Source organism: Psychrobacter sp. 1176_08, from assembly GCF_052850615.1.
In genome coordinates this window covers 166,492-179,989 of sequence record NZ_VXCU01000001.1, presented here as the reverse complement: position 1 = coordinate 179,989, position 13,498 = coordinate 166,492, and the positions used below count along the sequence as shown (strand labels likewise).

The following is a 13,498-nucleotide window of genomic DNA, read 5'->3' as shown; positions in this document are numbered from 1 at the left end:
TATTAACTAAAAATGATTAAATCAGACTTTGCCGACAGGAAAAATTGAGTATAATCGATAACAATAACGGATATATTCACTCTCCTTTTAAGGATCACGACATGACTTTAGCCTCCGCTGGCGCACGTTTTCGCAGTGCACTGAAACAAAAAAACGATAATCATCAACCGCTACAAATCACTGGTGCGATCAATGCCTACACCGCAATGATGGCAACCCAAGTCGGGCATCAAGCGTTATATCTTTCTGGTGCTGGTGTTGCCAATGCCTCGTTTGGTTTGCCTGATTTGGGCATGACCAGTCTTGATAATGTCTTAGAAGATGCTCGCCGTATCACCGATGCGGTTGATACACCCTTACTGGTCGATATCGATACAGGCTTTGGTGGCGCGTTCAACATTGCCCAAACCATCAGAAAAATGGAAAAAGCAGGTGTGGCAGCTGTCCATATCGAAGATCAAGTGGCGCAAAAGCGTTGTGGTCATCGCCCAAACAAAGAAATCGTGAGCATCTCAGAGATGGTTGATCGTTTAAAAGCCGCATTAGACGCCAAAACGGATCCTGATTTTGTGGTGATGGCACGTACGGATGCGCTGTCCGTTGAAGGCTTAGACGCTGCTGTTGAACGTGCCGTTGCTTTTCAAGAAGCGGGCGCCGACATGATATTCGCTGAAGCATTAACTGACATCGAGATGTACCGTAAGTTCACCGACGTACTCGACATTCCTGTACTTGCCAATATGACTGAATTTGGTCAGACCGATCTGTATACCACAGACCAGCTATATGGCGTGGGCGTCGATATGGTGCTATATCCGCTATCTGCTTTTCGTGCGATGAACAAAGCGGCACTCAATGTCTATCAGCATTTGTTAGATGACGGCACACAAAACAAAGTCGTTGACACCATGCAAACCCGTATGGAGCTTTATGATTTCCTAAACTATCACGAGTTTGAGCAGACCTTAGATAAGCTGTTTGCGGACAATAAATAATCATAAGAATCAGCATTTTTCACTTAATAATATAAAAAGCTACCCACAAAAGGAATGTAAACATGGCAGCACAAAAAGAACTCTCGGGCGCAGGACTTCGCGGACAAGTCGCTGGTAAGACGGCATTATCGACCGTTGGCAAATCGGGCTCTGGTCTGACCTATCGCGGTTATGACGTGTCCGAGCTGGCGAATAAATGTATTTTTGAAGAAGTGGCGTATTTACTACTTTATGGCAACTTACCTACTCAAAGTGAATTAGATGCTTATCAAACCAAGCTCAAAAGCCTGCGCGGTCTACCGCAAGCACTAAAAGACGTGCTTGAGCGTATTCCTGCCAGCGCGCATCCGATGGATGTATTGCGTACTGGTTGCTCTATGCTGGGTAACCTTGAGACCGAAACCGATTTTACACAGCAAAACGATAAGACCGATCGTATGTTAGCGCTATTTCCAGCCATCATTAATTACTGGTATCGCTTTAGCCATGACAATGTGCGTATCGAGACCGAAACAGACGATGACACCATTGGCGGTCATTTCTTACACCTACTAAAAGGTGAAAAGCCAAACGAGCTGCACACTAAGGTGATGAACGTCTCACTTATCTTGTACGCTGAGCATGAGTTTAATGCCTCGACCTTTACCGCTCGTGTGTGTGCCTCTACCTTATCTGACATCCATTCTTGTATCACTGGCGCGATTGGCTCGCTACGCGGTCATTTGCATGGCGGTGCGAATGAAGCGGCAATGGATATGATTGAGGGCTTTAGTTCAGCGGATGAAGCGGAAGCAGAGATGATGGCAATGCTGGCACGTAAAGACAAAATTATGGGCTTTGGTCATGCTATCTATAGCGAATCAGATCCGCGTAACGTCGTCATCAAACAATGGTCTGAAAAACTGGCCGCTGACGTGAATGATAACGTGTTATATCCAGTATCAGTACGCGTTGAAGACGTGATGTGGCGCGAGAAAAAACTGTTCGCCAATGCCGATTTTTTCCATGCCTCAGCCTATCACTTTATGGGCATTCCAACCAAGCTGTTCACACCAATATTTGTCTGTTCGCGCTTAACTGGCTGGGCGGCTCACGTGTTTGAGCAACGTGCCAACAACCGCATTATTCGCCCAAGTGCGGAATATATCGGTGAAGAGCTGCGTTCTGTACCAGATATGAGTGCGCGTTGATTTTTGTTGAGATAGAAACTATGTAGAGTGTACCGATTTGATGCACTCTATCATTACTTTTAAAACATTTGAAAAACTATGATATTCAACAGCACTTTCGATATTAAATCGGCATTAAAAAATGCACCCTTTTTACATACTTGGTGGTCTTTCGCTAAAGAAGGTAAAGATTCCAAGAGGACTTTTACAGACGAACTTGAAAGAGAGCTTTATATAGGTCACCCACTTTATGGGCTGGAAGTCGAAGTTCTTGCAAACGGTCAAGGGGACGATTATTTATTTAAAATAAAACAGTCAAACCAAGTCTGTGTTGTGCATCTAACTCGCAAACATGCTACTGAAATTCCCCCTTATCCTTTAACACAAATATATGAAAGCTTAGATGATTGGTATGAAGCAGATTACATACCTGATTTTTTTGAAATATTAGGCATTCCAAGCAATTTGAGCTTTTTTGAGCAAAATGTTATTGGTTACGCCATCGGTTTTATTACGAGCTTGGATTTTGAAAGCTACCTCTACACTTTAGACAGTAAAGAGTGTTTGTTGACAGACGATGAGTATCTCAGTTTTATTTCCTTAAATTTTGATAATAGGTTTGAAGTATTGATAGCTTTTAATAAGTGGTTTAGAAAAAATTTCAACGATGCCAGATATGATTTGTTAGAGATGAACAAAAGATTCAACAAGTAACTATAAACTGAATATCTATCTTATTTTTTAATAACAACATTCCTATTCCAACCAGCCAACCGCCAAAGGTGACTTATGGACAACGCCCTCGTACAACCCATGAACGATGAATTCAAAAAACCACTTCCTGATACAGACCTTTATTACTTTGACACCCGCGAAGCTGTTGAGCGTATAGAAGTTGGCGCGTATGACAAGCTGCCGTTCTGCTCAAAAGTATTGTGTGAAAACCTCGTACGCCGTTGCCCACCTGAGGATTTGACCGCTGCTTTGAAACAACACATCGAAGGCAAGCAAGACCTTGATTTTCCTTGGTACCCTGCCCGCGTAGTGTGTCATGATATCTTGGGTCAGACCGCGTTTGTTGATTTGGCGGGTCTACGTGATGCCATCGCTGAGCAAGGCGGTGATCCGTCCAAAGTAAACCCTATCGTACCCACTCAGCTGATCGTTGACCATTCATTGGCGGTTGAGCACGCAGGCTTTGAAGAAGATGCCTTTGAAAAAAACCGTGCGATTGAAGAGCGCCGTAACGACGACCGTTTCCACTTTATCAACTGGTGCCAGTATGCCTTTGACAATGTCAACGTCGTGCCACCGGGCAATGGCATCATGCATCAGATTAACCTAGAGAAGATGTCACCTGTCGTACAGGTCGTGCATAATAAAGCGGGTGAAGAAGTGGCGTTTGCCGATACCTTAGTCGGTACGGACAGCCACACGCCGATGGTTGATGCGCTAGGCGTTATCTCAATCGGTGTTGGCGGGCTTGAAGCCGAAAGTGTCATGCTAGGTAACCCATCCTATATGCGTCTGCCTGATTATGTCGGTGTCAAATTAACAGGCAAATTGCAAAAAGGCATTACTGGTACGGACTTGGTGCTTGCGATGACTGAGTTTTTGCGTGATGCAGGCGTGGTCTCTACCTATATCGAATTCTTCGGTGACGGCGCACGCCAACTGAGTGTCGGCGACCGTGCTTCTATCTCCAATATGACGCCTGAATATGGCGCAACGGCTGCCATGTTTTATATCGATGAGCAAACCATCGACTATCTACGCCTGACGGGTCGTTCTGAGGCGCAGATCAAATTGGTTGAGCAGTATGCCAAACAAACTGGCCTGTGGGCTGACGGTATGGAAAAGGCCGAATATGCCCGTGTGCTTGAGTTTGATTTGTCATCAGTCGTACGTAATATGGCAGGTCCTTCGCGTCCCCATGCACGTGTATCGACCACGGACTTGGTTGCTAAAGGTATCGCACATGGCGCTGACGAAAAATTGCCTGAACCAAAAAATGGTCTCATGCCAGATGGCGCGGTGATTATTGCTGCCATTACCAGCTGTACCAACACATCAAACCCACGCAACATGGTGGCAGCAGGCCTCGTCGCTCGTAATGCCAATGCTAAAGGCTTATTGCGTAAACCTTGGGTGAAGTCATCCTTAGCACCCGGCTCAAAAACCGTCAAAATGTACCTAGAAGAAGCAGGTCTGATGCCTGAGCTACAAGAAATCGGCTTTGATGTGGTTGGCTTTGCTTGTACGACGTGTAATGGTATGAGCGGCGCGCTCGACCCTGATATTGAACAAGAAATTATCGATCGTGATTTATTCACCACAGCAGTATTATCTGGCAATCGCAACTTTGACGGCCGTATCCATCCGTATGCCAAGCAAGCCTTTTTGGCATCGCCGCCGCTTGTTATCGCGTATGCCATCGCCGGTAACATCCGTTTTGATATCGAAAAAGACGTATTGGGTAAAGACCAAGACGGCAATGACGTCTATCTAAAAGACATCTGGTTCGATGATGATGAAGTTGACGCCATTGTCGCGGATGCCGTGAAGCCTGAGCAATTCAATGCGGTTTATATCCCCATGTTTGACGAAGCCAAAAAAGACACAGGCAAAGCCTTAAGTCCACTATATGACTGGCGTGATCAGACCACGTATATTCGCCGCCCACCGTATTGGGAAGGCAAAATGGCGAAGAAAAACAAACTGACAGGTCTGCGCCCACTCGCCGTACTGGGTGATAACATCACCACCGATCATATGTCCCCTTCCAATGCCATTTTGGGCGATTCTGCTGCTGGCGAGTATTTGGACACCATGGGCTTGCCTGCCGAGGACTATAACTCTTACGCTACCCATCGCGGCGATCATTTAACTGCTCAGCGCGCTACCTTTGCCAATCCTAAGCTGCTCAACGAGATGGTACGTGATGAGGATGGTAAAGTGATTCAAGGCTCGCTAGCCCGTGTTGAGCCAGAAGGTCAAGTCATGCGCATGTGGGAGGCGATTGAGACTTACATGAACCGTGAGCAGCCGCTTATCATCATCGCAGGTGATGGCTATGGTCAAGGTTCAAGCCGGGATTGGGCAGCAAAAGGCGTCCGTCTGGCTGGCGTAGAAGCCGTCGTCGCTGAGGACTTTGAGCGTATTCACCGTCAAAACTTAGTGGGTATGGGCGCGCTGCCGCTACAGTTCGAAAAAGGGACGACACGTGATACGTTACAGATCGATGGTACAGAAGTATTTGATGTCAAAGGTGACGTCTCTGCTGGCGGGCTGATGACACTGGTCATTCATCGTACCGATGGTAGTACCACTGAGACGCCTATTATCTGCCGCTTAGATACGGCTGATGAAGTCAAAATGTATAACGCGGGTGGCATGTTACAGCGCTTTGCCAAAGAGTTTATCGAAGGTACGCTAGATATTGCATAAGTCTCGTGTGCCCTGATTAGCCAAAGAGCCGATGTTATATAGTCTTATATGACATCGGCTTTTATTTACGACTTATACCTAAGTGTTAGGTATTAGCTAAATATTGAGTTTACTTAATTAATGGTGTAATATGTACTATATATTGTACAAGTTATACAGAATGTCATAAAAGGAGTAAGTCATGAGAGTCGTTAGTTTTTCAGAAGCCAGAAAGCATTTAAAGTCCGTCCTAGATACGGTAAACGATGATGCAAACGCCACCATTGTGACCCGCCGTGACGCTGATGATGCGGTTGTTATGTCACTTGATTATTACAATAGCCTGATGGAAACCGTTTATTTATTGAAATCTCCTGCCAATGCGGCGCATTTAGCGGAATCTATTGCCCAATACAAAGCTGGCAAGACTGTGACACGTGAGCTAATTGATACAGTAGAAGACAGTGATAAAAGTGATGACAATAAGCATACGGATAGCGATATTGAGAGTGCTTGAACTCAAAGGCTTTAATAATCAATCCAAAAGGTCTACTAATGAGTGAACAACTAGCATGGACAGATGCTGCGTGGAAGGATTATCTGTACTGGCAAACCCAAGACAAAAAAACACTCAAACGTATTAACAAACTCATCACTGAATGTAAGCGTAATCCGTTTGAAGGCATTGGCAAACCTGAACCTCTAAAAGAAAATCTATCTGGATTTTGGTCAAGACGTATCGATGACGCCAATCGATTGGTATATGCCATCGACGATAAGTATCTGATGATTATCTCTTGTCGCTATCATTATTAACGAGGGTTCTTAGTCGTTCATGTTTACTTGCTGATGGCACCATCCCCATTCTTATAACTATATAAAAAGGACTTAATACAGTGGCCCAAACCAATTCTAAATCAAAACCCGCTTTCGCCCCGCAACTCTCTATCCCCGCCACCTATATGCGCGGCGGTACCTCAAAAGGGACATTCTTTAAGTTGTCTGATTTACCTGAACGTTGCCAAGTCGCTGGCGAGGCGCGGGATAAGTTTTTGTTGCGCGTCGTTGGTAGCCCAGATCCTTATGGCAAGCAGATCGATGGTTTGGGTAATGGCAGCTCTAGCACCTCAAAAACAGTCATTTTATCGGCTTCTGATAAACCCGATCACGATGTGAATTATCTGTTCGGGCAAGTCAATATCGCCAAGCCCATGATTGACTGGGCGGGTAACTGTGGCAATTTAACCGCGGCCGTCGGTGCTTGCGCTATTAATATGGGGCTGATCGATGTCGATAAAGTAGCAAACAGCATTGCTGACAATGCAGAGAGTGGTATTTGTGAAGTAAGCATTTGGCAAGAAAACATCGGCAAAACCATTATTGCCCATGTGCCAGTCTATAAAGACGCAGCTGGCCAAGTACAGGTTCAAGAAACGGGCGACTTTGAATTGGACGGGGTGACCTTTCCAGCCGCTGAGATCAAAATCGAATTCATTGATCCGGTCGATTTCTCAAGCGACATGTTCCCGACAGGTAATTTGGTCGATGACTTTGATGTGTCAGGTTGTGGCCTAAAGACAGATAGCGTTAAAGCGACATTCATTAGCGCGGGCATTCCAACCATCTTTATAAACGCGGAAGACTTGGGATTTACCGGTAAAGAATTACAAGGCAATATCAATAGCGATGGTGACTTACTTGCCAAACTTGAGAAAATTCGTGCTAAAGGTGGGGTTGCGATGGGACTGTTTAAAGACGTCTCTGAAGCACAGTCCAGCCAACACATTCCTAAGATTGCTTGGGTGGGCGCAGCACAAAGCTATCGTGCGTCAAGTGGCAAATCGGTCGATGCAAGCGAGATTGATTTGGTGGTGCGAGCGATGAGTATGGGTCAATTGCATCATGCCATGATGGGCACAGCCGCCGTGGCGATTGCAGCTGCGGCCACCACGCAAGGGACGCTCGTCAATCAGGCAGCGGGTGCTGGCGAGTTGTCTGAGGTGCGCTTTGGTCACCCATCAGGAACCTTACTCGTCGGTGGTAAGACGGAACAAGTTGACGGTCGCTGGCAGGCTAAAAAGGTGTCGATGAGCCGCTCAGCACGCCGTATCATGGTGGGTGAAGTCTTTGTGCCAGCAGATGCGTTTTAGACTTAATTATTGACCTGCTGCTTTAGTCTCACCATATATCATGATCATGCCGCCGATAGTGATGAGTGCCAGACCTGTAATCTTGTAAACATCTATTGTTTTTACAGCCAAACCGAAAAGCCCCGTTTGGCTTAGGATGAGAGAAAAATACATTTGGCCAAGAAAAACCCAAAGCAGTGTATTACCAGCGCCTATTTTTGGGGCAGCAATGAACATGAATAAGATATAAAAACTGCCCAAAAATCCTGGTAACCACATCCACCACGTTGCATCCTGAATCGTGGGTGGCTTAATACCACCACTCATTAGATAGGATAATAAAAAGGAAGCGATTGCGCCGCCGACATACAAATAAAAAGTAGATTGTATTTGAGAGGCTTGCGTGCTTTCTCGAAACGCATTGACAATCGCCAGTTGTAGCGGAACAATGGCACCGCCCAATAGGCTAATCAGAACATAAGGAAGAATTTTCAAACAATCCTCGCTAAGATAAAAGAGATACACCTTTATGTGACATCAAACTTTATTTGAATAGCTTAACATAGCTATGATAAGCAACCTATCAAAACCAATGAGCTACGCATTTATGCCAACCCCTCCTCAAGCACGCCGTGTGCAATTAGATAAAAAGCCCCCCGCCGAGAAAAAAGAACGGCGAGCCTTACTGTGGGATATCCTCAAAAAACTGGCTGTCTTTGCCGCGCCTTATAAGATGCTTATCATCGCAACTTTGATATTGACGGTGCTTGGTTCGTTTACCGCGCAGGTCAATGCCTTTGTACTGCGTTATGCGGTCGATACCTTGACCGAAATCATTACCTTGTCTGACCCTTGGGCCGCTGGCGTGCGAATGCTGGGCATTATCAGCGCGGTGTTATTGACCAAAGAGATATTGTCGATATTCGTCTCGTTTGGTCAGCGCTTTTTTGGCGAAAAAATTCGTATCAATCTGTCGCGTGACTTGTCACAAAAAATCATCGAGCGTATTTTGACGTATCGCATGTCGTTCTATACCAGTAGCGAAAACGACAGCGGTAAGCTGCAAACCCGTATTGATTATGGGGTCAGTAGCCTGACCACTTTGGTACAGAACTTTTTTATTGATATGCTGCCGCTGTTTGCCAGCGCCATTGTCTCGCTGATCATTATGTTCTCGACCAATTTTTGGATCGGTTTGGTCGGCCTATTCATTATTCCCATTTACTTTTTTATCAGTCAAAAACAAGCAAAACGCCTACAAGGGTTTCGTCGGCAGATGCGCGGGTTTCGAGAAGCCAAAAGTGGTTTGGTGATCTCACTCATCAACTCGATCAGTGTGGTCAAGTCTTTTGTCCGTGAGTCCATAGAAGCTGAAAAGCATTTTAATATTCAAAAAGACATGACGGACAATCAGCTGCGTATCCGTAGTATTGGCTTTATTTACGATGCCATAAAGACCTTTATCGAACAAATTGGTGTAGTGGCTATTATTTTACTCACCTCTTATTTTGTTTTAAAAGGTGAGATGACCATTGGTATGATTTTGTTTCATGTCCTGCTGTTTCAAAATGTCGCGGCTCCGATTCGTCAGCTGCACCGGATTTATGATCAGATTAATAATGCATTGACCTATGCCGAAGGGTTTTTTGATATTTTGGAAGATGACGCGCAAGTTGAAAACGTCGATGGCGTAAAAAGTCGAGAACTAAAGGGTCATATCGAGCTGCAAAACGTCGATTTTACTTATCCAAATGGCACGCAAGCGTTGAAAAATGTCAGCTTTACCATCAAGCCCAATCGTATTACAGCTTTGGTTGGGTTGAGCGGTGCTGGTAAAAGCACCATTATTAGTCTGCTTGTGAAGTTCTATGAGCCAGATTCGGGTAAAATACTGTTAGATGGGCGCGATTTGGCTGAGTGTGATACTCATGAGCTGCGTCAAAATATTGGGCTGGTACTCCAAAGCAATCATATTTTTTCAGGTACGATCAGTGAAAATATTCGCTATGGTAATATTGAGGCGAGCGAGGAAGATATCATTGTAGCGGCTAAAAAAGCGTCTATTCATGAACAGATTGTCAAATTGCCAGAGGGTTATGAGAGTACGGCAAAATCTCTATCGGGCGGTCAACAGCAGCGTATCGCGCTGGCAAGAATGTTCCTAAAAGATCCGCCGATTGTGTTTTTGGATGAACCAACCGCCAGTCTTGATGCCATTGCCAGTCAACAAGTTAAAAAAAGCTTGGATTTGATCAAAAAAGACCGCACGGTAATTATGGTCTCGCACAACATCGCACAAATCATCGACGCCGACGATCTTGTGGTGATAGAAAACGGCCAAGTGGTAGAAACAGGCACACACGAAGCGCTGTATAGCAAGGGCGGTAAGTACTTTGAGATCTTTAGCGCCATGTCTGACAGCTTGAATTTGGACAAGATCAGCCAAACTATCCATGGTTGATAAGCACATATATCGTTATAATGCCATTTTGTTAGAAACCGCGCGGTATTTTGACGATATTTGCGCCCACGTTTCACCTCACTTTATATCTAATAACCGATTTGCCAAAAGCCAATTAATTATGACCTATGAATTCTCGATTAAAACCTTTGATGAGCTGACCTCAGTTGATCTGTACCATATTTTAAAAGCGCGCTCACAAGTGTTTGTGGTCGAACAAAACTGTGTCTATCAAGACATGGATGATACCGATTTTGATTGTCTGCATCTGATTGCCCATCAAAATCAAGCGTTGGCGGGGTATTGCCGTATCATTCCGCCTGAATTTAACAAGCTTAAATCCAACCTCAGCGCCAGCGTCGATGCTGCTGGTATAAAAACTGCGCACCCTCCTACCCCTATGCCTGCGATTGGTCGAGTGCTGGTATTGGCAGAGCAACGAGGAGAGGGTCTGGCACGCCAAATGATGATTCAAGCCATCGCTTGCTGCCGCAAAAAATATGGTAAAAAAACGCCCATTATTCTCTCTGCTCAAACCTATTTGCTCAGCTTTTATGAATCCTTAGGTTTTGTACCTGAAGGCGATACGTATCTTGAAGAAAATATTGAACACGTAAAAATGGTGCTGCGTGTTGCCAAAAAAACCAAAGTAAGAAAAGAGCGCGCACCAAGTGATTCGAATACCACGACCAAAGTGTTGAGCGGCTTGCTGTTTATTATGGCAGCGTTGTTTATTTTGGGTCTGCTGTATCTGATGATTTAAACTGCTGATTAGGCATACAACTCAATAGATCTGTATGCCACGCCTCTCATCTCATTTTCATGCATACTACCTTTACCAAGGTATGGACTCACCGGCCCAATCGACAAAACTTCCTGATTGCGTGGCGGTCATGCCATTTAGTACCTCTAATAAGCACTCGGCACTATAGGCTGGCGAGAACAAGTGTCCGTCAGCCACGTTTCCTTGAAAAGGCGCAGACAGCTGTGTGTTGACCGTACCCGGCTGCATGACAACGACGCACACATCTTTGAGTGATCTTGCCCACTCAATACTCAGGTTTTTCATGCCCATATTGAGCGCCGCCTTGCTCATCCGGTAGCTGTACCAACCGCCTAATTGATTGTCACTGATGCTGCCGACGCGGGCCGATATCGTTGCAAATACGGCTGGTTTGTCCGTAGTACGCTGAGCGTTGGCTAAGAAGGGCTTGAGATGTTTGGCAATCAGTAAACTTGCCAAGGCATTCACCTGCATATTTTGTACAAAAAACGCCGTCTCGATCTGCCGTAGCGCTTTTTCTGGTTGCTGCGCGTCCGTGTGTAATAGACCAGCACAATTCACCACCCAATCAATATGCGCGGTTTGCTGCTTGAGGACGTCAGCGGCTTGCTGGATACTTTGCTCGTCACAGATGTTCATGGGTATCCAGTACAGATTGTCTGCGGCAAAATCAGGGACGTTTCTATGATACGTTGCAAAAACGCGAGGCCCATCCGTTTCGCTGCTTTTTTCACTGTTGATGAGCTGCTCAACCATGGCTCTGCCAATGCCGCCCGTACCACCAATGATGAGATAGGTTTTGTCCGTCGTTGTATCTGTCATAACAATTCCTTTTTTTGATTATTTTTGTGATGCCTGTTCATGGCGTCTTATAAAACTGGTCATTCATATCGTCTTATCATGATCAATTTTGGCGCATTTTTATTGGATTTACCATGACAAAAAGGTATAAAACCGCAATTATATATAGGCTACAATATTCAAAAACTGCCTACCAAATAACCGCTTTTATACGGATGTTATCGACCTATGCTATCCCCCCAAGACCAATTGACTGAGCTGGTACGCACGCTTGAGACTGAGCAACACGTCTTTGCCACTGATCCGCTACTCATCACGGAAAAGCTAAAAAATGAAGACGGCAAGCCCCTCCAAAAGTTGCATCGCCGCGCCGCGCGTATTGATAGCAATGGTGCATTGGCACGGGTGCTCGGTAAGATTGACGGTCGTATCAAAGGTATCATGATTGTCATGAGCATCTTGTGGTGTGTTTCAGGCTTTTTAGGACTATTCACCTTATTACAGAGCAATGTGGTGAATTTCTTTTATGTGTTGGTCTGCTTGCTGGGTTTTCATACCCTGATGCTGGTCGGCTGGCTGGTAATGGCACTCATCAATCAAGGCAAACAATCCTCAAATTGGTTCGCCAATTTTGTGAGTCCCAGTTATCTTATACGCGGCAAGGATGATGTTACTATCGCCGCTGTTGATCTTTATGAGCGCCAATTGCATCACAGCGGTATGCGCTGGTATTTGGGCAAGTTCAGCCACCAGTTATGGCTCGCCACGTTAACCGGCATGCTTTTTGCGATTATATTTTTGCTGGTGGTACGTCAATATAGCTTTAGCTGGGAGTCCACCTTACTCTCTGATCAGGCGCTGATTACCTTAACGCGAGTGCTTGGCTGGTTGCCAAGTATGGTGGGATTTGAGGTTCCAGACAGTACCGCTATTGTCCAAAGCCGCTTGGTAACAGAGGCTATGCCGTTGTCTGTTGCGCGTCAATGGGCAAGTTTGCTTGTCGGTAGCTTGCTGATGTACGGTATCGTGCCGCGCGCGATTGCATGGTCATTTTGTGCGCTCATGTTCCGCCGCAAAAAAATGCGCTTGGATATCAAACTGCCCTATTATCAAAAGATTTTGAACTTTTGGCAGCGTCAGGTGGTGGATGCCGATGATTTTAAAGAAGCACCAGCGCCCATCGCGCCAACAGCAACGATCAGTGCGGGCAAAAAACTGGTTGCCTTGCTTGAATACCCATCAGATCAGGATGATTGGTGGCAATTGGGTTTGGATACTCATTTCAATGATAAATTTGAGGTCGAAAATTTTGGCATTATCGATGACCGTGATGATATGGCAAGGCTCACGTCTTATTTGGACAGGCATCCGGTACAGGTGTTATTGGGCATTCATGAAAGCGCGCTGCCCGACCGTGGTACCCTTCGCAAGCTCGATCAAATCGCCAGTCATGCGACAGAGGGGTTGATTGTACAATTACTAGGAAGTAGTCCTATTGGTGCTGACATATCCATATCACCAGACGATCCTAACAACGTGCGTTATCAGCAGTGGCAAACCGCCCTTTCTGCTCGAAAAATAGGCCTTGTCAATCCTGACAGTCACGTTGGTGGTACCGTTGTTGATCGTAACCTGTAGACAATTTTTTGATATCACCGATAAGAACTGACAGAACACCATTTTTATCCATGCTGATTCATAAGTTTAGTATCATACTGACATAACAAGGAATG

The 13,498-nt window shown here is 45.4% G+C and carries 12 protein-coding genes; 10 read left to right on the top strand and 2 right to left on the bottom strand.

Annotated elements, in window-relative coordinates:
* Nucleotides 1-101: 101 nt before the first annotated feature.
* The 7 genes from prpB (at nucleotide 102) to prpF (ending at nucleotide 7,740) form a co-directional block, all read left to right on the top strand.
* Entirely contained in the window at nucleotides 102-995 is an 894-nt protein-coding gene (gene prpB, locus FW759_RS00725; protein WP_062844563.1) for a methylisocitrate lyase, read from the top strand.
* 62 nt (nucleotides 996-1,057) lie between these two features.
* The gene (gene prpC, locus FW759_RS00720; RefSeq protein WP_446441893.1) at nucleotides 1,058-2,185 is read left to right on the top strand and encodes a bifunctional 2-methylcitrate synthase/citrate synthase; all 1,128 of its coding nucleotides are present in this window, start codon (nucleotides 1,058-1,060) and stop codon (nucleotides 2,183-2,185) included.
* A 78-nt stretch (nucleotides 2,186-2,263) separates the two neighbouring features.
* The gene (locus FW759_RS00715; RefSeq protein ID WP_446441892.1) at nucleotides 2,264-2,878 is read left to right on the top strand and encodes a hypothetical protein; all 615 of its coding nucleotides are present in this window, start codon (nucleotides 2,264-2,266) and stop codon (nucleotides 2,876-2,878) included.
* A 99-nt stretch (nucleotides 2,879-2,977) separates the two neighbouring features.
* Nucleotides 2,978-5,611, top strand: a complete 2,634-nt coding sequence (gene acnD / locus FW759_RS00710) for a Fe/S-dependent 2-methylisocitrate dehydratase AcnD (protein ID WP_446442113.1) — start codon at nucleotides 2,978-2,980, stop codon at nucleotides 5,609-5,611.
* Nucleotides 5,612-5,792: 181 nt separating this feature from the next.
* Entirely contained in the window at nucleotides 5,793-6,107 is a 315-nt protein-coding gene (locus FW759_RS00705; RefSeq protein WP_062844561.1) for a type II toxin-antitoxin system Phd/YefM family antitoxin, read from the top strand.
* Nucleotides 6,108-6,145: 38 nt separating this feature from the next.
* Entirely contained in the window at nucleotides 6,146-6,406 is a 261-nt protein-coding gene (locus tag FW759_RS00700) for a Txe/YoeB family addiction module toxin (protein ID WP_446441891.1), read from the top strand.
* An 80-nt stretch (nucleotides 6,407-6,486) separates the two neighbouring features.
* Nucleotides 6,487-7,740 (top strand): 2-methylaconitate cis-trans isomerase PrpF, encoded by a 1,254-nt coding sequence (prpF, locus tag FW759_RS00695; protein ID WP_446441890.1) that lies wholly within the window; start codon nucleotides 6,487-6,489, stop codon nucleotides 7,738-7,740.
* A 6-nt stretch (nucleotides 7,741-7,746) separates the two neighbouring features.
* Here the strand turns inward: prpF and FW759_RS00690 are convergent, their stop codons facing one another.
* Entirely contained in the window at nucleotides 7,747-8,214 is a 468-nt protein-coding gene (locus FW759_RS00690; RefSeq protein ID WP_446441889.1) for a DMT family transporter, read from the bottom strand.
* 238 nt (nucleotides 8,215-8,452) lie between these two features.
* Here FW759_RS00690 and FW759_RS00685 point away from each other — a divergent pair, with 238 nt between their 5' ends.
* Nucleotides 8,453-10,180, top strand: coding sequence for an ABC transporter ATP-binding protein (locus FW759_RS00685; protein ID WP_446442112.1), 1,728 nt, complete (start codon nucleotides 8,453-8,455; stop codon nucleotides 10,178-10,180).
* Between the two features lie 121 nt (nucleotides 10,181-10,301).
* Nucleotides 10,302-10,943, top strand: a complete 642-nt coding sequence (locus FW759_RS00680; RefSeq protein ID WP_062844558.1) for a GNAT family N-acetyltransferase — start codon at nucleotides 10,302-10,304, stop codon at nucleotides 10,941-10,943.
* A gap of 72 nt (nucleotides 10,944-11,015) precedes the next feature.
* Here the strand turns inward: FW759_RS00680 and FW759_RS00675 are convergent, their stop codons facing one another.
* The gene (locus FW759_RS00675) at nucleotides 11,016-11,786 is read right to left on the bottom strand and encodes an SDR family oxidoreductase (protein ID WP_446441888.1); all 771 of its coding nucleotides are present in this window, start codon (nucleotides 11,784-11,786) and stop codon (nucleotides 11,016-11,018) included.
* Nucleotides 11,787-11,993: 207 nt separating this feature from the next.
* Between FW759_RS00675 and FW759_RS00670 the strand changes: the two genes are divergently transcribed.
* Entirely contained in the window at nucleotides 11,994-13,403 is a 1,410-nt protein-coding gene (locus FW759_RS00670; protein WP_446441887.1) for a DUF2868 domain-containing protein, read from the top strand.
* The last annotated feature ends 95 nt before the right edge of the window (nucleotides 13,404-13,498 follow it).

Bases quoted from the DNA above. Each gene is read 5' to 3' on its own strand.
- FW759_RS00700 (WP_446441891.1), top strand. From the start codon at position 6,146: ATGAGTGAACAACTAGCATGGACAGATGCTGCGTGGAAGGATTATCTG.
- prpC (WP_446441893.1), top strand. From the start codon at position 1,058: ATGGCAGCACAAAAAGAACTCTCGGGCGCAGGACTTCGCGGACAAGTC.
- FW759_RS00705 (WP_062844561.1), top strand. From the start codon at position 5,793: ATGAGAGTCGTTAGTTTTTCAGAAGCCAGAAAGCATTTAAAGTCCGTC.
- FW759_RS00680 (WP_062844558.1), top strand. From the start codon at position 10,302: ATGACCTATGAATTCTCGATTAAAACCTTTGATGAGCTGACCTCAGTT.
- FW759_RS00670 (WP_446441887.1), top strand. From the start codon at position 11,994: ATGCTATCCCCCCAAGACCAATTGACTGAGCTGGTACGCACGCTTGAG.
- FW759_RS00715 (WP_446441892.1), top strand. From the start codon at position 2,264: ATGATATTCAACAGCACTTTCGATATTAAATCGGCATTAAAAAATGCA.
- FW759_RS00685 (WP_446442112.1), top strand. From the start codon at position 8,453: ATGCTTATCATCGCAACTTTGATATTGACGGTGCTTGGTTCGTTTACC.
- prpB (WP_062844563.1), top strand. From the start codon at position 102: ATGACTTTAGCCTCCGCTGGCGCACGTTTTCGCAGTGCACTGAAACAA.
- acnD (WP_446442113.1), top strand. From the start codon at position 2,978: ATGAACGATGAATTCAAAAAACCACTTCCTGATACAGACCTTTATTAC.
- FW759_RS00675 (WP_446441888.1), bottom strand. From the start codon at position 11,786: ATGACAGATACAACGACGGACAAAACCTATCTCATCATTGGTGGTACG.